This is a genomic window from Methanosphaera sp. DEW79, assembly GCF_003266085.1.
Taxonomy (GTDB): domain Archaea; phylum Methanobacteriota; class Methanobacteria; order Methanobacteriales; family Methanobacteriaceae; genus Methanosphaera; species Methanosphaera stadtmanae.
Genome location: NZ_MUZW01000019.1, coordinates 20,831 through 40,805 on the forward strand (window position 1 = coordinate 20,831; position 19,975 = coordinate 40,805).

The 19,975-nt window shown below is 29.2% G+C and carries 24 protein-coding genes; 18 read left to right on the top strand and 6 right to left on the bottom strand.

What is annotated here, in order from left to right:
• Window positions 1–123 precede the first annotated feature (123 nt).
• On the bottom strand, window positions 124–816 hold the full coding sequence (locus BZ132_RS01575; protein ID WP_011405902.1) for a hypothetical protein: 693 nt from the start codon (window positions 814–816) through the stop codon (window positions 124–126).
• Window positions 817–1,247: 431 nt separating this feature from the next.
• Between BZ132_RS01575 and BZ132_RS01580 the strand changes: the two genes are divergently transcribed.
• The 4 genes from BZ132_RS01580 (at window position 1,248) to cofG (ending at window position 4,510) form a co-directional block, all read left to right on the top strand.
• On the top strand, window positions 1,248–1,757 hold the full coding sequence (locus BZ132_RS01580; RefSeq protein ID WP_011405903.1) for an Lrp/AsnC family transcriptional regulator: 510 nt from the start codon (window positions 1,248–1,250) through the stop codon (window positions 1,755–1,757).
• Between the two features lie 214 nt (window positions 1,758–1,971).
• A complete protein-coding gene (gene mptA / locus BZ132_RS01585) occupies window positions 1,972–2,913 on the top strand; it encodes a GTP cyclohydrolase MptA (RefSeq protein ID WP_011405904.1) in 942 nt (313 codons plus the stop codon).
• 5 nt (window positions 2,914–2,918) lie between these two features.
• Entirely contained in the window at window positions 2,919–3,368 is a 450-nt protein-coding gene (locus BZ132_RS01590) for a DUF2120 domain-containing protein (RefSeq protein WP_011405905.1), read from the top strand.
• Between the two features lie 38 nt (window positions 3,369–3,406).
• Entirely contained in the window at window positions 3,407–4,510 is a 1,104-nt protein-coding gene (cofG, locus tag BZ132_RS01595; protein ID WP_011405906.1) for a 7,8-didemethyl-8-hydroxy-5-deazariboflavin synthase CofG, read from the top strand.
• Here cofG and BZ132_RS01600 read toward each other — a convergent pair.
• Window positions 4,507–5,238 carry a class I SAM-dependent methyltransferase family protein gene (locus BZ132_RS01600; RefSeq protein WP_011405907.1) on the bottom strand — a complete coding sequence of 244 codons (732 nt, stop codon included), beginning with the start codon at window positions 5,236–5,238 and terminating at the stop codon, window positions 4,507–4,509. The genes cofG and BZ132_RS01600 overlap by 4 nt on opposite strands.
• Before the next feature lie 22 nt (window positions 5,239–5,260).
• Window positions 5,261–6,502 (bottom strand): methyl coenzyme M reductase-arginine methyltransferase Mmp10, encoded by a 1,242-nt coding sequence (gene mmp10 / locus BZ132_RS01605; RefSeq protein ID WP_011405908.1) that lies wholly within the window; start codon window positions 6,500–6,502, stop codon window positions 5,261–5,263.
• Between the two features lie 288 nt (window positions 6,503–6,790).
• On the opposite strand from mmp10, the gene mcrC reads away from it, so the two are divergent.
• Genes mcrC through BZ132_RS01655 form a run of 10 tightly spaced genes read left to right on the top strand, consistent with a single transcriptional unit; the run spans window position 6,791 to window position 13,543 of the window.
• A complete protein-coding gene (gene mcrC / locus BZ132_RS01610) occupies window positions 6,791–7,393 on the top strand; it encodes a methyl-coenzyme M reductase I operon protein C (RefSeq protein WP_048059684.1) in 603 nt (200 codons plus the stop codon).
• Between the two features lie 14 nt (window positions 7,394–7,407).
• On the top strand, window positions 7,408–8,277 hold the full coding sequence (mtrE, locus tag BZ132_RS01615; protein WP_011405910.1) for a tetrahydromethanopterin S-methyltransferase subunit E: 870 nt from the start codon (window positions 7,408–7,410) through the stop codon (window positions 8,275–8,277).
• A 2-nt stretch (window positions 8,278–8,279) separates the two neighbouring features.
• Window positions 8,280–8,978 (top strand): tetrahydromethanopterin S-methyltransferase subunit D, encoded by a 699-nt coding sequence (gene mtrD / locus BZ132_RS01620; protein WP_011405911.1) that lies wholly within the window; start codon window positions 8,280–8,282, stop codon window positions 8,976–8,978.
• Complete coding sequence (gene mtrC / locus BZ132_RS01625; protein WP_011405912.1) at window positions 8,979–9,767, top strand: tetrahydromethanopterin S-methyltransferase subunit MtrC; 789 nt, start codon at window positions 8,979–8,981, stop codon at window positions 9,765–9,767.
• Entirely contained in the window at window positions 9,768–10,061 is a 294-nt protein-coding gene (mtrB, locus tag BZ132_RS01630; RefSeq protein ID WP_011405913.1) for a tetrahydromethanopterin S-methyltransferase subunit MtrB, read from the top strand.
• Window positions 10,062–10,077: 16 nt separating this feature from the next.
• On the top strand, window positions 10,078–10,827 hold the full coding sequence (mtrA, locus tag BZ132_RS01635) for a tetrahydromethanopterin S-methyltransferase subunit A (RefSeq protein ID WP_011405914.1): 750 nt from the start codon (window positions 10,078–10,080) through the stop codon (window positions 10,825–10,827).
• A gap of 4 nt (window positions 10,828–10,831) precedes the next feature.
• Window positions 10,832–11,017 (top strand): tetrahydromethanopterin S-methyltransferase subunit F, encoded by a 186-nt coding sequence (mtrF, locus tag BZ132_RS01640; RefSeq protein ID WP_011405915.1) that lies wholly within the window; start codon window positions 10,832–10,834, stop codon window positions 11,015–11,017.
• Complete coding sequence (gene mtrG / locus BZ132_RS01645; protein ID WP_011405916.1) at window positions 11,017–11,211, top strand: tetrahydromethanopterin S-methyltransferase subunit MtrG; 195 nt, start codon at window positions 11,017–11,019, stop codon at window positions 11,209–11,211. The genes mtrF and mtrG overlap by 1 nt, the downstream gene beginning before the upstream one ends.
• Before the next feature lie 27 nt (window positions 11,212–11,238).
• Window positions 11,239–12,171, top strand: a complete 933-nt coding sequence (mtrH, locus tag BZ132_RS01650) for a tetrahydromethanopterin S-methyltransferase subunit H (protein ID WP_011405917.1) — start codon at window positions 11,239–11,241, stop codon at window positions 12,169–12,171.
• A 4-nt stretch (window positions 12,172–12,175) separates the two neighbouring features.
• Window positions 12,176–13,543: a methanogenesis marker 14 protein gene (locus tag BZ132_RS01655; protein ID WP_286940255.1), complete on the top strand. Its 1,368-nt coding sequence runs from the start codon at window positions 12,176–12,178 to the stop codon at window positions 13,541–13,543.
• Between the two features lie 17 nt (window positions 13,544–13,560).
• Here the strand turns inward: BZ132_RS01655 and BZ132_RS01660 are convergent, their stop codons facing one another.
• Window positions 13,561–14,430 (bottom strand): zinc metalloprotease HtpX, encoded by an 870-nt coding sequence (locus tag BZ132_RS01660; RefSeq protein WP_286940257.1) that lies wholly within the window; start codon window positions 14,428–14,430, stop codon window positions 13,561–13,563.
• 158 nt (window positions 14,431–14,588) lie between these two features.
• Between BZ132_RS01660 and BZ132_RS01665 the strand changes: the two genes are divergently transcribed.
• Window positions 14,589–15,188, top strand: a complete 600-nt coding sequence (locus BZ132_RS01665) for a GTP--adenosylcobinamide-phosphate guanylyltransferase (RefSeq protein WP_011405920.1) — start codon at window positions 14,589–14,591, stop codon at window positions 15,186–15,188.
• Window positions 15,189–15,280: 92 nt separating this feature from the next.
• Window positions 15,281–15,550, top strand: a complete 270-nt coding sequence (locus BZ132_RS01670) for a PRC-barrel domain-containing protein (protein WP_011405921.1) — start codon at window positions 15,281–15,283, stop codon at window positions 15,548–15,550.
• 457 nt (window positions 15,551–16,007) lie between these two features.
• On the opposite strand, the gene BZ132_RS01675 is transcribed toward BZ132_RS01670, so the two are convergent.
• Both BZ132_RS01675 and sufC read right to left on the bottom strand, forming a co-directional pair.
• On the bottom strand, window positions 16,008–17,225 hold the full coding sequence (locus BZ132_RS01675; protein ID WP_112149337.1) for a SufD family Fe-S cluster assembly protein: 1,218 nt from the start codon (window positions 17,223–17,225) through the stop codon (window positions 16,008–16,010).
• Between the two features lie 2 nt (window positions 17,226–17,227).
• The gene (gene sufC / locus BZ132_RS01680; protein WP_286940258.1) at window positions 17,228–17,965 is read right to left on the bottom strand and encodes a Fe-S cluster assembly ATPase SufC; all 738 of its coding nucleotides are present in this window, start codon (window positions 17,963–17,965) and stop codon (window positions 17,228–17,230) included.
• 659 nt (window positions 17,966–18,624) lie between these two features.
• Here sufC and BZ132_RS01685 point away from each other — a divergent pair.
• Both BZ132_RS01685 and BZ132_RS01690 read left to right on the top strand, forming a co-directional pair.
• Window positions 18,625–19,053 carry a hydrogenase iron-sulfur subunit gene (locus tag BZ132_RS01685; protein ID WP_011405924.1) on the top strand — a complete coding sequence of 143 codons (429 nt, stop codon included), beginning with the start codon at window positions 18,625–18,627 and terminating at the stop codon, window positions 19,051–19,053.
• Window positions 19,054–19,056: 3 nt separating this feature from the next.
• A complete protein-coding gene (locus tag BZ132_RS01690; RefSeq protein WP_011405925.1) occupies window positions 19,057–19,974 on the top strand; it encodes a F420-non-reducing hydrogenase subunit G in 918 nt (305 codons plus the stop codon).
• Window position 19,975 lies beyond the last annotated feature (1 nt).

Genomic DNA, 19,975 nt, shown 5'->3' on the forward strand with positions numbered 1-19,975 from the left:
GTGTATAATTATTAAGTATTTGATGATTTTTCTATAATGTAACTAATAAAATATAAGTAATAGGGCAAAATAATTGTTGCACACTATTATACAAAAAAAGAAATTTTAATAGTAGAAATTCTACTATTCATAATTTAACATATTATGTGTGTAATAATATTGTAATTCTGATGCATGTTGTATTTCATATGATCTATATGGATTGTTGAAATATGGGAATAATGATCCTGTTAGTGCATGCATAACTCCTCCAACATGTCCAAATTGTTTACAGCATACCTGATAATATAATGGGAATCCACATCCTGGATTTACAAATATACTTCCTTGACGGACAGTTCCATGCCATACTGTAGGTATAGGTCCTTCTTGGCCATGTTCTTTAGCCATTTCCATTACTCTTGCCCATGCATCTTCATAGTTATCAAAGATTTGACCATCTACTTTATAGTTCCATTTATCATCAGGAACACCATTAATTCCATAGTCAAGTACTTGATTCCAGTTAATATCTACCTGTGCTCCAGCCGTATCCATAAATGCCATTTCAATAATGTAAACTTCACCATTCATGAAGTTTCTATAGTTGGAACTTCCAGCATAATGTAAAACTATAGCACATTTAGAGTTTCGTTCCTCTGCATATTGTGCTAGGAGGTTTGCATGCACATGTTCTGGATACATGTCTGGATTTGCAATTTTAACGAATGCAAGTCTACCTAAAGGTTCAATATCACCTGTTGATTGTTCAGTTGAAACATATACAAAACCAATAAGTAGGAAAATGATAATAATAAATCCTATGTACCATTTCATTAATTTCACCATTTTTTTATTAGACTTGTTTAATTATCTATTTTTATAAATATTTATTATAATTTATATTTTTTTTTTAAACTTTATAATAATATGGACTATTTTAGTAATATTTCTTTGAGTTATTGATTATGTAAATCAATTATGTGAATATTAGGAGTTTTTTATAAATTAAATATATAATAATACTCTGATAATATTGTATTTATTTTACTATATTTTTAAACAAATCTTTTATTTATATTTCATATGTTGTAAATAATTGATTTTTTTCAAGATTTTAAATGTGTTTATTCAAAAACTATATAAAGGTTTGGTAATATAAAGTTGTATAATAATACCAAATAAAATATAAAAATGTATTAATAAGAAATATTTTTATTTCATTTATATATGGATTAATTAATATTACTTATAGTTGGGGTGATTATATGGATGAAATGTACACTGAATTTGATGCTGAACCAGAAAATATGATATTATCTATGGATGATTTAGATAAAAATATTCTAGAGTTATTAAGTGATGATGGTCGTAAATCATACAGAAAAATTTCCAGAGAATTAGGTGTTTCAGTAGGAACAGTACATAATCGTGTTGATAAATTAACAAAATCTGGTATAATAGATAAATTTGTTCCAGTTATAGATCATGAAAAACTTGGATATACATTAACAGCAATTATAGGTTTAGAAATAAAGGGTGGAACAGTAGCTTTCTTAACTGATAAAAAAGAATTTAAAGATAATTTGTTAGCAGTATATGATGTTACAGGACAATTTGATGGTATTATAATTGCTAAATTTAAAAATACTTTTGAATTAAATAAATTCATCAAATTATTACTTAATGAGGAAAATGTAATTAAAACATATACTCAAACTGTTTTAAACATAGTAAAAGAAGAATTAAATACTTCTATGATTAATTTTGAAGGATAATTATTTTTTTATAATAGAAAAAAATATTTTTTACTTTTTTCTATTAATTTATTTTATATTTTTTAATTATAAAAATTCATATTTTCTTATAATACATATTTTTTCACAGGATTATAATTAGTATTATAATGATATTTTAAGAAGATTACATGAAAAAAGTATATTTTACATTTTTAATAAAAACTATTAATAGAAACAGAGGGAGTTATAAATAATGACAGTTTCAGAATTTCCAGATACTCAGGATAAACAACCATCCATTCCAATATCACTAACAAGAGTTGGAGTAACAGGTGTAAAGAAATTAATAAAAATAAAAAGAGAAGATAAACGTCCTATTATTCTAATACCAACATTTGATGCTTTTGTAGATTTACCTAGTACTCAGAAAGGAGTACACATGTCTAGAAATCCAGAAGCTATATCTGAAATTGTTGATGAGGCTGCAAATCAATCGGAAATTCATCTTGAAAATATATGTGCAAATCTTGTAAAAAGATTACTTGAAAAACATGAATATGCATTACATGCAGAAACAGAGGCAAGGGGAGAATATATTATAAATAAATTATCTCCAGTATCTAAAAGAAAAACACAGGAAACAACACATATCATAGCAAGAGCAATTGCTATGAAAGATGATGAGGGTAATATTTCTGTTAGAAAAATGATTGGTGCAGAAGTTATTGGAATGACTGTATGTCCATGTGCACAAGAATCTGTTGAAAAGGATTCTAAAGATAAATTACTGGAATTTTTAGATGAAGAAACTACACAAAAAGTGTTGGATGTAGTAACATTTGCTTCTCATAATCAAAGGGGTGTTGGGACAATACTTCTTGAAGTACCAGAAAAACAAGATGTTAATGTGGATGATTTAATAAAAATAATACAGGATGCTATGAGTTCTCCTGTTTGTGAAATATTAAAACGTCCAGATGAAAATAGAATTGTAACAAATGCACATCAAAATCCAGTATTTGTTGAGGATTGTGTAAGAAACATGGTAATAGGATTACTTGAAAAATATCCTAATTTACCTGATGATTCTGTAGTTACAATTAAACAAGTAAATCAAGAAAGTATTCATCAACATAATGCTTATGCTGAAAAAGTTGCATCTTTTGGTAAATTACGAGAAGAAAATAAGGAGTAGATAATATGGAAGTAATGGAAGTATCACGTAAAATTATGGATTATCTTGATGCATTTAAAGGTTCAAAACCTGTTGTTCATAATTCAGAAGCAATGATTATACGTGGAAAATCAGCAACTAAATTAAAACCTGAGGAAATTGTACCTAAATTAGAAGAATTATTTAAAGAATTAAATATTGAAAAAATTGAAATTAATTCTGAAAGGGCTCGTATTTTAACAAATCAAGTTGATCAAACATTTAGAAATACTACAGAAGTTTTTGATGAATCTAATGGTATTGCAGGTATTGAAAAATTAAAACATACTTTTGAAATCACTGGATTTGAAGCTGATTATCTAGTTGGACAGTTGGAAGATATGGCAATCTATGTTGTCATGTGGTTAGATAAGTCTGGTTTTGGACCAATGTTTGTTGAAGCTATGGTTGTAAAATTACATTCATTAGATGAATAGTTTTCATCTTTCCTATTTTTTTTATTCTATTTTTCGAGGTGATATTTTTGAATCAATTATCAAAACAAGAAGCTAGAAATATTTTAGATTATGATATATTTGATATACTTAACATAATAAAAAAAATCAATATAAATAAGACAAATAAGAATATTACATATTCTAGAAATATTTTTCTACCTCTAACACACATCTGTCAAAATAATTGTGGATACTGTACATTTAAACAAACACCACAAGAAGCAGATTTTTTATTAATGGATAAAGTGGAGGTACTTTCAACAATTAAAAAATCTATGAAATATGGTTGTACAGAAGCATTATTCACATTTGGGGAATCAGCAGATAAAAATGAATTAATTCAAGAAAAACTATCACGATATAATTATGAATCAATGGTAGATTACCTATATGATTTATCAAAAGAGGCTCTAAATAACTATAATATTCTACCACACACAAATATGGGCATAATATCAAGGGATGAGTTATATAAATTATCACAAGTAAATGCATCAATGGGGCTGATGCTTGAAACAACAAATGAAAAACTATTAAAAACAATAGTACATAGGGACAGTCCAGGTAAAAATCCAAAGAAAAGAATAGAATTCATTGAAAATGCTGGAAAAGAAAACATTCCATTTACAACAGGATTACTAATAGGTATAGGTGAATCAAAAAATGATAGAATAGATTCTCTTCTTAAAATAAGAGAAATACAAGATCAATATGGACATATTCAGGAAATAATACTTCAAAACTTCAAACCAAAAAGTGGAATACCTATGGAAAATCATCCAGAACCACCACTTGTTGATTTAATTAAATTAACATTAGTTGCAACTTTGATGTTTCCAGATATTAGTATTCAAATACCACCAAATCTAAATCAGAAATTAATATCATTGTTTGCATTTATGGGAGCCGATGATGTTGGGGGAATATCACCTCTAACAATGGATTATGTTAATCCAGAGAGTAAATGGCCAAAAATTAAAGAATTAGAATATGAACTAAATTCAATAAATTATAATTTAGTGGAAAGATTACCAGTATATGATAAGTACATTGATGAAACTTATTTAAAAAAAGAAGTTTATGAAAAAGCATTGAAACTTCAAAAAAGAATTAAAAATTAAAGTACTCTAATATCAACAACTGTATGATGAACTCCTGGTGAATATTTTTTAATACTACGTTTGTTTAGTACTTCAATATCACGTCCCTGCTTTTTAGCAGCGAGTTTCACTCTTTCAACTGGTCGTTTAAATAGAATAGGTTCAGGTGTAGATTCATGATAATGAATTATACCACCATTTTTAAGATAAGTTATTGCACTATCAAGATAATGATGTGTAGTACCAATATATCCCATCATGATTCTATCAGCAACATGATCAAATTCTTGGTTATTACAATCACCAAGAATAGGTTCTACAATATCTTCAACCTTATTTAACTTGATATTCTCACATAATAGATTATAAGAATTGGGATTAATTTCCACTGCATATATTTTTTTTGGATTAGAATGTAGAGCCATTGGAATTGTAAAGTATCCAATTCCTGCAAACATATCAATAATAGTTTCATTATCCTCTGGTAATTTACTCATCCTAAGTCTTTCACCAGTATTTCCCTTAGACCACATTACCTTTGCAACATCAATTGCATATTTACAATAATTTTCCTTATGAATAGTTCTAGTACCTTCACCATATATCATTTCAATTTCAGGTTCCCTTTTTTGTCCATGTATATGTCCAATTTTAATAATTCTATTGATATATGGAAGTTTTACTATTTCATCAATATCTTCTGGTACTTTCTTAACAACTAATATGTCTCCAATTAATTTCCCTTTCATTATTATCCCATTCTATTTTTTATTATATATGTACACCCATATAATTTATTAATTCAATTAAATCCTCAAATGCCATTAATTCCTGTTTTAGAACATCATTCTTACTTAATGTTCCACTCATTTCACCATCAGCAGTTAACATATCTGGTCCACGATGTATTAATCTGAATTTACCATCACTTCTAAATATTTTCTCAGCAACAAGGTCATGAACATAACATCTTCCAGGTATAATTACAGTATCCTTCACTTCATTTAAATCTATTTCTCTTAAATCATGTTCAGTAATTAAACATGCAATCTCTTGAGATGTACTAACTACATTAACATAATCTGCAGCATTGAGATTTTCAAGAATCTTCTCAATATAGGGAGCAGATATTTTACTTGTAACAATAGTAGCTTCAGCTCTTACTGGTGTAAGTATTTCAAGGTACTCTTTATTTTTATCTTTGGATAATGCATATGGTGCATCAGTTTCAGGATCACAAACTGGTGTTCCTGTAACACGTAAATTATAATTTTTAGCAGTTTCTCTTACAAGATTCTCAAATTCTGTCAGTGTTTGTTCTTTTATTCCTGGAATTATAGGACCATTATTAAGAATAAGACCTTGATTTGCAGTGTTTGCAAATCGCATTAAAATTAATGCTTTAGCTCCCCATGATTCTAAATCAGCACAGGTTTTAGCCAGTATGTCTCCATCATTTACTCCTGGTATTATAATTGATGCTGCATGAACATCGCAACTTTCACAAAAACGCTTCAATGCTTGAATAGACACATCTGCTGTAGGGTCATGCATCCATTTTTCACGAAGCTTTGCATCTGTGGAAAATGCAGTGTAGGTAGTTTCAATAACTCCATTGTTAATGAGTTTATCAACTGTTGATACATCATCTATTCCTTTTCCACTAGTATAACCTAGATGAATAGGTAGACCCATATCATGTATTCCTTTAGTTAATTCAAGTAAATGAGGATAACAACTAACATCACCATCTCCTGTGATATTAACCAGTGTATCTTTAGGAAGTCTTGTTTGAAAAATATTAGTTTGTAGTGAGGATAATACTTGGTATGGTGGGAAATAATCCCTTGTCATATTAGTATCTGTTGTACAATGTGGACAACCAATTTGTCCTGGTGGACAGTTTTTACAACCTAATACCTTTTTTTGTGTAACTTTTTTGAAATAACAGTATTCACAAAAACCTCTACAGTTTTTTCCTGGTATTCCTCCAACATCGGCCATAATTTGCATAAATATTTATTTCTAAATTATATATTTTAATAGTATCGATAGAATATTCATGGATAAATAATATTTTTTTAGGAAAATAAGATATTATTTCACGTATTTTGGAATATATTCTCTTCAAATTCTTTTGTTAATCATTATAATATTAATTCAAATGAATTTAAATTAGTAATACTTTTAAATATATTTTAAAAATAATTTTAAATAATAATATAATGGATGTAATCCATATCTATATAGTATATATGATAATATTTTGAGAACATATTAATCAAAGGTTGCATGATAGAAATGATTGGAAAAAATACACATATAGTTGACTGTAGGGAAACACGCGGAATAGGTGAAGGTGGTGGAATTGCTCAGCGTGGAACATATGCACAATGTGGGGATGAATTACTTGCTGTTGCAATGTCTCCAGGACGTAGACATATTACAAAACCAGTTTGTGAAATAACATTTGCTCTAAGAGAATCAAATATTCAAACAAGTACCTTGGTTCTTAATGCAGGTTCTGGAGTACCAAAAGACACGCCTAGTGGTGGAGGACAAGGTTTATTTGGTGTAACTCCTAAGGAAATTTCCCAGATGAGTAGACATAATATTGTATTGTTCCATTTTGGAGGAGTAAAAAATCATATAATATACAAGGCAAAACATGCTCTTAAACATATTAATAAACCTGTTATTATTATAGCACAATATCCATTGGATTTTGAAGATTTTGCAAAAATAGGGGTAAATACTGTTGCAGTAAAACCTGAAAAATCTGAAACACAGGGTACTATTGTTGAACTCATAACTGATGTTATTCGTGGAGAATCATGTACTCAAGAGAAATTAGATGAAATAATAAATAAAGTGGAAACATCCATTGTAAAATATACTAAGTAATTTGGAGAAATTATATGGAAATTTTCAACATGTTTTTAGTTATTTTAATGGGATTATTTGCAATTATTGCAGGAATATTTGAAGATTTAGAATCTGATGTAGCATCAACTAGTAATCCAAATTCACAAGTACAACTTGCACCACAAATAGGTAATTTACATAAATTATTTAATAGAGCAGTTTCTGGTGAACCATTACTTGTTGGTTCAATGGCTACAATATCTGGTGCAGTAGCATACACATTAATATATATACACCAACCAGTTTTATTAGTACTTATAATATCTTCACTTGTTGCTACAATAGTTCAAGTAATATTTTCCATTACTTCATACATGGGTCGTATAACAAGCCAAGCTTTATATAATCAACCATTATTCATGGACATGCTATATAAACACATTCCTACAAGTGCAGCACATGCATTTATAAGCTTATTTTCAATTACAACACTGTCTTACATCATGGTTTATTCATTAACACAACCTATACAAGTAGCTCTACCTATAGTAACATTCTTTGTGGGAATAATGTTAGGTTCTATTGGTTCTGCTGTAGGAGATATATTTTATGGTGCTGAAAAATTATATCAACATCATGAATTTGGAAGTGGAATTCCAGTTTCTGTAAATGGGCATATAACAACAAAATCAGCTCTAGGTTCAGAAAATTCTATTGACATGGCAAAGTTCTGTTCTAAATTTGGTGGACCTATCTCTGGTTTATGTTTTGGAATTATCATCTTTCTGAATTTCTGGACATTTTTAGTATTTGGAATTGTTGGAGGATTAATAGTAGGATTAATATTGGTTATTTTTTTAATAATACTAAATTATGTATTGGAACGAAATGCACGTTTAATATATGGAAAATATGGGGAATAATAATGATATTTGAATTATTAATTAGTATAATAATAGGATCTACATTAATAGGATTTGGAGTTCATTTTATACCTGTAGGTGGAGCACCAGCAGCATTATCTACAACTGCTGGAGTACCTACAGGAGCACCTATGATAACTATTGGTATGGGAATTACAGGAATACTTTCAGCTCTTTCAATGACGGGTCAGTCAGAAATAGTAATAATTCTATCAGGAGCAATAGGTTCAATGCTTATGATGGCTGTAACAATGTTTTTTTCAAATATGATACATGTTTATGGGGTAGGTGTTCCATTGGCATCTTCAAACTTTGAAAGGGATCCAATTACAGGTTTTAAACAGGAGGAATATGTAAGTCCTGGAACAACAGGTCATGGAATACCAACAGTTTCATTTATAAGTGGGGTTATTGGAGCATTATTTGGAGGAATTGGTGGAAGTTTGGCATTTTGGGCAATTTATAATTATATATTGGGAAATTGTCATCTTTCATCAATCTACACAAATTCTATTTCAGCAATACTTGCAGTAATGTTATTTTTTATTATTGCAGTAGTAGCATCATACAATATTGGTGGTACAATACAAGGATTTTATGATAAGAAATTTAGGAAAAAAATAGTTTCAGGTACATTTTCATGTTTTTTAATATCAATATTCTTGGCTATTATTTATATGATAATATTGGGTGGAATTTAAATGGCTGATGATTTAATACCTTCTCAGATAATAATTTTAAGTTCTATTGTTGGCGGATTAATTTGTATAGCACTAAGTAGTATACCTGTGGTTGGTGGTATTTTTTCAATTATTGCAACAATATTAGGTGTTATTTGTGGAACAAATACACTTAGACACATAGGAAAATATAGTTTAGGTACTGGAGTTCCATCAATAGTTTATATGTTAACAGCAGCAGGACTTGTTAGTATGATATGTGGTGTAATGATATCAAGAATAATTAATCAAAATTTATTATATCCAATATTTAGTATGATAATAGCAATGATAATTGCTTTTGTAATTTCACTCATGTGTACACATATCTTCAAAATACAAGTTGAAATATTAAGAAAATCATTCATAACATTAACAATTGCAACAGTAATATCAATTATTGGAATGTCTACATTGATAGTTTCATCCTCTGATATTATGTTAATCTATTCAAATGTAATTAAAAATGGACTTATAATTATATTAATGATATTATCAGTCATGGCAATACAAAATCCATATAATTCTTGTATGGGACCAAATGAAGATCAGTATAGAACATTATCATTATCCTTATCCAATGCATTTTTAATGCTTATAATAATTTCAATTATTAGTATTTTAAATAGTTCATACTGGTATATTTACATTATAATATCAATTATTGGATGGTTAGTTTCATTTAAATTATATATTAAATATACAAAACAGCAAGCTGCACTAATAAAATGGTCTGGACTATGGCCTAATAATGATGAAGGGGGAATATAATTGGTAGATACAACAGCAGTTATAATTGATGATGATTTAGTTTTAGATGTTAATAATGGTATAATAGGAACAAAAGATAATAATCAAAAACAACATCTTCCATTTGATGATCTGGTAGAAAAAATAGATACTCTGGAAGTGGCAATTAATAATCTAGAATCATCATTAGATCCTAGAACAACATCTAATCTATCACAACCTGGAAGAGAAGGAATATATGAAAAAGCAGGATTAATTACAAACATTGTAATTGGTGTGATTATAGCATTAGTTTTCATACTTTTATTAGTATAAAATAAGGGGAGATTATATGGCAGATAAAAAAGAAGTTATTCAAAATTGGCCCTTAGAAACTGGGGATTATGCAGTGGGAAATGTTGAAAGTCCAGTAGCAGTAGTCTCTCTAGGTTCTAATATGAATGATGAATTGGTAGCTGCAGGGGCTGCAATTTCAGGACCATTACACACAGAAAACTTGGGAATAGAAAAGGTTGTTGCAAATATAATATCAAATTCAAACATACGTTATGTTCTTATATGTGGATCTGAGGTTCAAGGACATATTACTGGTAAAACAGTTGAAGCATTATATGAAAATGGTATTGATGAAGAGAAAAAATCAATTATTGGTTCTCCTGGAGCTATTCCATTCGTTGAAAACTTACCAGTAGAAGCTGTTGAAAGATTCCAAAAACAAGTTTCTATTGTTAGTATGATAAATAATGAGGATGTTAGTGAAATATCATCTAAAATAGATGAATGTATTAGTAATGATCCTGGAGCATATGATGAAGATGCAATGATTGTTGAATTTAATGAAACACCTGAAGAGGAGTTTGAAGTTGATGAAGTCACATTTTCTGATGATTCAGCAGTTGATTTAGCATCAATAGTTCTACTTGAGGTTGAAAATCGTATAAGTATGATGAATAATGAAATAAAACAAATTGCTTCTTTAGAAAAAATATCTTCAGGATATTATGCTGGAAAAATAGAAGGTATAGTTATTGGATTTATTTTAACATTGGTTTTTCTTATAATTATTATTCAAGGTTTGTGAGTAAATGATATTAGATAATATAGGTAAGTTAGTTGAATCTATAGAATATAAATCTCAGCTAATTGGAAGAAAAGAAAGATTAGTTTGTGGTGTTGAAAAAACACGTTTTAAAGGAATTCTCATAGGATTTATAATAACCTTGTTTATAGTGGGTTTACCATTTATTTCATATTATAGGGGAGGATTTTAGTGGGAAATGATTCAAAAAAGGATATTGAAGATATTAATAATAGATTAGATAGTCTAGAGCAAAAATTAGAGGAATCTCATGGTGAATTTTCTCAAAATTATGGAAAAAGTATAGGACGAGATATTGGAATATTATATGGTGTGGTCTTAGCATTATTAGTAGTTATTATTTTAATGAAATTTCATATAATTTAGAAAAAGGTATTATTTAAAGGTGTGTTTATGTTTAAATTTGAAAAAAAACAAGAAGTATTCGATATTTATGGTGTAAAGGTAGGTGGACAACCTGGTGAATATCCAACAGTACTTGCTGGAACTATCTTTTATGCTGGACATAATATTATTAGTGATGAGAAAAAAGGAATTTTTGATAAGGAAAAAGCAGAGACTTTATTAAATACTATGGATGAAATGACTGATAAAACAGGAAATCCTAATATTGTTCAAATATTTGGTGCAACTAGTGATGCAATAATAAAATATATTGACTTTGTAACATCTATTAGTGAATCTCCATTTTTAATAGATTCAACATCTGCACAGGCACGTATAGCAGGTTCAAAATATGTAACAGAATCTGGTCTTGCAGAAAGAACAATCTACAATTCAATTAATATGTCAATTGATAATGAAGAAATTGATACATTAATAAATTCTGATATAACCTCTTCAATAATTCTTGGATTTAATCCAACACAACCTGGTGTTGATGGGAAAATAAAACTATGGGATGATGGTGCTGGAGTTTTAGATAAGGGTTTACTTGAAATTGCAGATGACTGTGGAATAATTAAACCATTGATGGATGTTGCTGTTACACCTCTAGGTCAAGGTGGAGGTTCTGCAGTAAAAACAACATTTAAGGAAAAAAGTATATGGGGTTATCCTGCTGGTAGTGGAATTCATAATGTTCCATCAGCATGGGAATGGATAAAACAATATAAAAAGGAATATCCAGAAGTATGGCCTGTATGTGATATTGGTGCAAATATAGTTCAGCAAATGGTTGGTGGGGACTTTGTATTATTTGGACCTATTGAAAATACAAGAAAAGCATTTACTGCATGTGCAATGACTGACATGTTTATTGCAGAGGCTAATGAAGCTATTGGAATAAATGCTGTAGATTCTCATCCATATAAAAATTTATTATGATACTATGTCAATAGAAAAAGTTACAATACCTAGTATTTCTTCAAGTAAGATGGGTAAAGAGTTTTACACAGTCTTATCTGTTGAACTTGGAAATACTACTATAAAATCTATTATTATTACAACTAATATTAAAACAAATAAGAGTTATGAATTAAATAAATGTGTGGATTTAACTAGAAATGTTGATAATCCTGGAGACTCTGAAGAAGTATTTGGTCATACTATTTGGAACAAACCTTTATCTGGTCAAGTTATAGAAAAAGCTGTTTCTAGAATAATAAAAAAATCACTTAGTGAAGTAGGCTTGGATGTTAGTGACTTGGATTTTGTTGTAAGATCAACTGGTGTTGTTGCTCTTTCTTCTTTATCATATCACATGGATGTTATTATAAAGTCATTATCTAATGGTTGTCTTAATGCTGGAATTAAACCATCACAAATGATGGCTCCCTTTTCTATTAATAACATTCCAGAACATATTCGTAAATCTTCTTTTTTTAATAATATTAAATTTGATGGATCTATTGTGGGAGTAGCTTCTCCAAAGAAAACTGGTGTTGTATCTAATGAAATGGAAAGTCAACTTGTTACTGCAGGTATTAAGCTAGCAAGTAAAAGTTCAACTGTTGATTATAGAAATCCTGTTATATCTATTGATATGGGAACAACACTTGCAGGAGAAGTAGTTGATGATTCAAAACCATATGGTAAGTTAGTATGTAATTATATTGGATTGGCTGGTGGAATATCTGATATTATATTAAGGGGGTGTGATGTTATTGAAGATAATATGTCTACAATTGATATTGCAAATAATCAAAATAACATTCAATTTAATGAAGATATTCTTCATAAACATACAATTAAATTACATGAATTTATTGATATTATGAAAGTTCCCAAAAATCTTGATGAATTTGGACAAGTTAGAATAGATTTAACATTACAAAAACAAGAAAATATCAATATCATTGGTTCAAGAATAAATAATTCTAAAAAACTAATAACAACATTCAACAACATAACACAAGACTATACAAATTCTGAAATTTTACTTCAAATTGATGATATGTATGCATATTTTATTAAAAGACTCATAGACCAAACAAGTAAATTAAATATAATTCAACCAAAAACAACTTTGGGAATAACAGGAAGGGCTGGAATAACTGGATACAAACCATATTTCATAGAAAAGTATCTGAAAAATAGCTTTGATAATATATTATTTACACCAGATGGACTAGCACTTGGGGCACTAATGATGGCAAGATGTATGAATTCCCTTGGAACACCTATAAATCCTGTTGGTGGAAGTAGAGGTGGTATGTGCATAATGCAACAAAGAATAAAACTTTCTAAAAAAAGATAAAAAAAGAAAAAATGATTTTAGTAGGAATGGTTATTAGCCATTTCTTCTAATCTTTGAATCCTATCTGCTGTAGATGGATGTGTTGAAAATAAGTTTTGTAATTTACTTCCAACACCACTTAATGGATTCATAATAAACATATGAGCATCAGTTGACTTAGCATCCATCATGGGATCATTGATGTTTCCAAATTCTAATTTTCTAAGAGCATTAGCTAATGCTAATGGATTACCAGATATTTGAGCACCAGTAGCATCGGCTTTATATTCTCTAGATCTACTAATAGCTAACTGAACAATTGTTGCTGCAATAGGTCCTACTATTGACATTAACACAGCACCAATTATATTACCAGCATCATCATCAGATGCAAAAAACATTGCATATCTTCCATAACTAGCAATAGCAACGATCATACCAGCAACAGTTGCAGCTACAGAGCTAATAAGAATATCTCTATTTTTAACGTGTCCTAATTCGTGTGAAATAACTCCACGTAATTCTTCTTCATCAAGAATATTTAAAATACCTGTAGTCACTGCTACTACTGCATGTTGTTGGTTACGTCCTGTTGCAAATGCATTTGGAGTACTTGTTTCTATAATTGCTACTTTTGGTTTTAAAATATTAGCATTTGCTGCTAATTCACCAACAATTCTATGTAAGTTTGGAGATTCTGCTTCTGTTACTATTCTTGCATTGTATGATGAAAGTGCAATTTTATCAGAATAGAAGTAGGACACAAAATTCATGATTATAGCAAAGATTAAACCAAGTAAAATACCAAGTCCACCTAGTCTGAATATTGATCCTATAAATCCACATACAACTACAAGAACTGCTGATAAGAATCCAAGTAAAATTACTGTTTTTAAATTTTCTAACATACTCTTCTTTTCCTATATTGTTTTTGTTTATTTAAATTCTTTTTAGAATATAATTTTCATTATTTATATAGATTATGTTTTAAATACTATTTATTTTATGTTTATATTAATTAATAGATAGAGATAAATATATACATTATAATAAATGGAGCTTTAATATGACAACTGCATTGATTATGGCTGGTGGAAAAGGTACTAGATTAGACTTAGATTATGAAAAGCCAATGGTTAAAGTCAATACAAAACCAATGATAAGTTATGTAATAGAAGCATTATCCTTTTCAACATATATTGATAAGATATTGGTGGCTGTAAGTCCAAATACTCCATGTACTGCAGATTATGTGAAAAAATATCCTGTTATTGTAGTAAAAACTAAGGGTCTAGGTTATATTGAGGACTTATCAGATATTCTTTCAAATAGAAAATATGTTGATGAGGATGAAGTAGTTATGACAATAGTTTCTGATTTACCATTTATCACATCAACTCAAATTGATGATGTGTTAGATAATTATTATGAAAGAAAAAAACCTGCTATGTGTGTATCAGTTCCAGCATATTTATTTGAGAAATATGGAATAACACCAACAATGGTTTATGAAGGATTGGTTCCAACAGGTGTTAATTTACTACTGGCAAATAACAAAGAACAAGATCAAACAATTTATGTATCAAAAAATATAGAACTGGCTTTTAACATCAATACACTTGATGATTTAGATTTATCTGAACATTATATTAAAAAAAGATGGTAGTTTAAATAAATTATATATACTTTTGAAAATAAATATACTATTTAATAATGTTTATCAATTAGGTAATATAAGATACGTTTAGGTGGACACATATGACAAATGAAAGGGAATTAATTAAAGGCGAAGAAAAATTATGGGCAGATATCCAAGGATATCAAGTGGCAACTAGTAGTGCACGTATTCTAGGTCAACTAGAAGAATTAACAATAGATGAAAAAACAGGTAAAATTACTAACATTATAATTAAAACTGAAACTGACAGAGCTGTTAATGTTAAAGGTGCTAAACGTAATGGTGATTTATTAGTTGTACCATTTGGTAAAGTTGAAAAAGTTGGAGAATTTATTATAATCTCTGGATAAGGGAAAAGATACATTATCTTTTTTTTACTTTTTTTAAGCATATTTGAGAATGTGCAACAATTATGTTTTAGTATTTTTTTAACAAGATTTTATTGTTATTATGTTTATATTTATCAAATATTCGTATAACATAGCTAATAAAATATATCCAATTAATAGGACAAAATAGTTGTCGCACACTTTATTCTCCATATTTTAGACTATTTTTTTTATAAGAGATTATTTATTTACAAAAAGAGCATTTTTTACAAAAAGAGTAATTTATTTTATAGTTAATTACTTAACTTCTACATGGTTTAGATTTTTAAATATAAATCTGTAGGCTTTTTAACAGTTAAGTCATGAAAAACCAACAATCTATAATAGTATGATTCATAATTTATTATATAACTTAGGGAATTAACTATATTTTTTGAATATTAGGGAATTATTATAAAAAAGAGTGAATGAAGAAATTTCACATTCCTTCCATACTCATATCCATTAAATTTTTGGTTTCTTTTGCTAATTCATCAGGTAATCCTTTAATATCAATATCAAGGAATCCTCTTACAATCATGGATGCTGCTTCTTCTTCAGTTAATCCTCTAGCCATTAAGTATTGAATTTCTTCTTCAGCTATTTTTCCAACTGCAGCTTCGTGTGATAATTCCATATTTGTGGATTCTCCTCTAAGTTCTGGAACAGAATATATTTTTGATTCATCTGATAATATTAGACCCATACATTCAAGATGTCCTCTTACATCTGGTGACATACCTAGTAAATCTCCACGTGTATAGATTGAAGATTGATCTTCAGATATTGCTCTGGTTATCATTTCAGATTGTGAATTTTTACCTTTTAGTATGGTTCTTGATCCTTGATCAATTACTGAGTCTTCTTTTCCTGCAAGAATAGATTGGAAAAATACTTTACAATTATCTCCATTTGCATATGCTGTAGGATATGATTGAAGATTTCTTACTGGATGTGCTAGTATGTAGTTGGATATGTATGTACTATTATCTTCCATTATAACTCCAGTTCTTGGTCGAACATCCACTTCTTTAGCCCAGTTATGTACCATTGTAAAGGTTACTTTTGCTCCTTTTTTAAGATAGAATTCAGAAACACCGATGTGTGCTGCATTATCAACATGTTTTGCAGTGGAACATCCAGTTATTATGTTTATTTCTGAATTTTCTTCTGCTATTATGATGTTATGTGCAGTTTGTCTTACTTCATCATCACCAATATACATACATGCTTGTACTGGTATGTCTAATTTAGTATTTGGTTGACTTCTTATGAAGTATCCACTTCTTGCACCAAGTTCTGTTGCTGCGGTATATTTGTCTGCATCTACTTGTACAGCTTTCCACATATAATCTTTTAACCAGTCGTATTTATCAAGTGCTTGTGCTGTTCCCATTACTTCTACTCCTGGAAACATGTTTTTTACAAATATTTCAGATTGGTCCATTTGTAAAAATGATGCAGCTCTATCTTCTTCTGTAGCATCTACACCAACACTTGTTAATGTTTCAAGATCTACTTTTTGTAGGTCTTCTAATGAATCAATATGTTCATGTGCATCTGTAGGTTCTGAATGGAATTCTGATAAGTCAACATCAGCACCTATTGCTGCTTTTTTATTTATAGCTTTTTCGGCTTTATCTTTTATTGATACCATGTTTATACATCTCCAAATCCAGATTCTCTGATTTTTTCTATTATTTCTTCAGGTTCACCTGTACGTGCTATTTTTCCATCAATTAACACATGTGCATGTGTAGCATTTACAAATCTAAGTATGTATCCAAGGTGTGTAATGAGTAATCCACCTTTTTGACTGTTTTCATTTTCTTGGTCAAGTAGGTTAATAATTTCCTTGGATATTAATTCAACATTTTCAATGTCTACTCCAGAATCTGGTTCATCAAACATTATTAGGTCTGGTTGTTGGGCTAATAGTTGTAGGAGTTCTGATCTTTTTACTTCTCCACCACTGAATCCAAGATTAACATCTCTTTCTAGGAAGTTTTCATTTAATTTAAGTCTTTTTCCTAGATTAATAACATCTTCTGTTAGTTCTTCGTCTTCTTTGCATTCATTTTTCTTGTCTACAAGTTTTATTAGGTCTTTTAATTTAACTCCACGTATTGATGGGGGATTTTGAAATGTTACTCCTAATCCTAATTTTATTCTTTCAGGAGTTTCTAAGTCTGTTATGTCTTGACCTTTGTATATTATTTTTCCATTTGTAACTTTATATTTTGGAAATCCAAGTATGGTCATAAATAGTGTACTTTTTCCTGCCCCATTTGGGCCAAGTAATACGTGTGTTTCACCTTCATCTATGTTAAGATTAACGCCTTTTAGTATTTTTTTTCCTTCTACTTCTACTTCTAAATCTGATATTTCAAGTAGCATTTCATCACCAAATATTGTAATTATAATACAATTATTATATCATAAAAAAATTTTATTTTTAATATCTAATTAAATATATTTTGAAATATATTTTTTTTAACTTTTATAATTTAGGTCTCATATTGTGTTGTAATTTTTCATATTAATTTTTAAAATCATTTATTCATGTTTTATTTTCTATTTTTAATAAAGAAAATTTCTTATTTTTTGTTTTTGTAAGATAAGTTATTATTTTTAAATTTGTATTTGTTAATAATTATTTTTTTAGGTTTACCTAAAGTTTTTAAGGATTTTTACAAAAAAATTATATTTTTAAAAAAAGATTGTCTGCTCTTTAATCTACATGATCTGTGGATTAGGTGCGTTTTGAATTTATTTTTTTTCTTAATAAAAATACTAAAAATCATGACAAATTTCTTTCATTATATTTAAACTTAATGGTTTATAATATAAAACAACCTTTATAATAATAGTTATAGTGATATAATATTGTACATTATTTTAGTTTGTACATTTTTTTAATATTGTATCATTAACTGATACAATAAGCACGTGTTTAAATATTAATTTAAATGTCTAAATTCATTAAAACAAAAATGAGTTAGAATTATTTTTTTGAATAAAAAAATAATCATGTTTTTTAAATAGGAGGAAAAAATATGGCTAACGACGATATTAAGATAATCGTTTTCAGTTGTAACTGGTGCTGCTATGGTGGAGCAGATACAGCAGGAACATCAAGAATGCAATACCCACCTAACATAAGAATGATCAGAGTAATGTGCTCTGGAAGAATCGAACCTCAATTTATTCTCAAAGCTCTAAGAGAAGGAGCAGACGGAGTATTTGTAGGTGGATGTCATATGGGTGACTGCCACTACGATGCAGGTAACTACAAATTTGATAGAAGAATGAGATTAGTATACAGATTATTAGATGAACTTGGTCTTGAAAAAGAAAGAGTACAACACGACTGGATCTCAGCTTCTGAAGGTGAAAAATTCGCAAATACAATTAGAAGAGTAACTGCAGAAATCCAAGAGCTTGGTCCTTCACCACTCAAAGAACAAATAAATCAGGAGGCATAAGTAATGGCAGATAAAGTAAAAATAGGAACAATGTGGCTAGGTGGATGTTCTGGATGTCACATCGCATTAACTGATTTACACGAATTATTATTAGACGTATTAGACGTTGCAGAATTCGAATTCAGCCCAGTATTAATGGATACAAAATATGATGAAATTCCACACATGGATATCATATTCATAGAAGGTGGAATCCGTAACGAAGAAAACAGAGAATTAGCTGAAGTATTAAGAGAAAAAGCTGATATGGTTGTAGCATACGGTTCATGTGCAGAATTCGGAGGAATTCCTGGATTAGGTAACTTATACACTCCAGAAGAATTAGAAGAAGAAGCATACTTAAACTCTTGTTCTACTGTAAACCCTGATGGAATCATTCCAAGTGAATCTGTACCTCACTTAGAAAGCAGAGTAAGACCTTTAGCTGATGTTATAAAAGTAGATGCAGCATTACCTGGTTGTCCACCAAAATCTGAAGTAATTGCACAAGTAGTCATTGCTTTAGTAAAAGGTGAACCTGTGGAAATTCCAGATAACAACCTTTGTGATGTATGTGAAAGAGAAAAACCACCTACGGGTATGGCAATGGATACCATTAAAAGGCCATGGGAAGTTGGAGCAACAGACAAAGATTTATGTTTAGTACCACAAGGTATAATTTGTTTAGGTCCTGCAACCCGTCCTTTATGTGGAGCACAATGTCCAGCAGTAGATACACCATGTCGTGGATGTTACGGTCCTACTGACAAAATATTAGATGCAGGAGCAAAAATGATAAGTGCTATCTCATCAGACTTTGGTGTAGAAGACGATAAAACTGTAGATCCTGAAGAAGTTGCAAATCAAGTAGAAGATGTAGTAGGAACATTCTATACTTACACATTACCAGCAGCTTTAATCCCATTAAAAATTAAAAACTAAT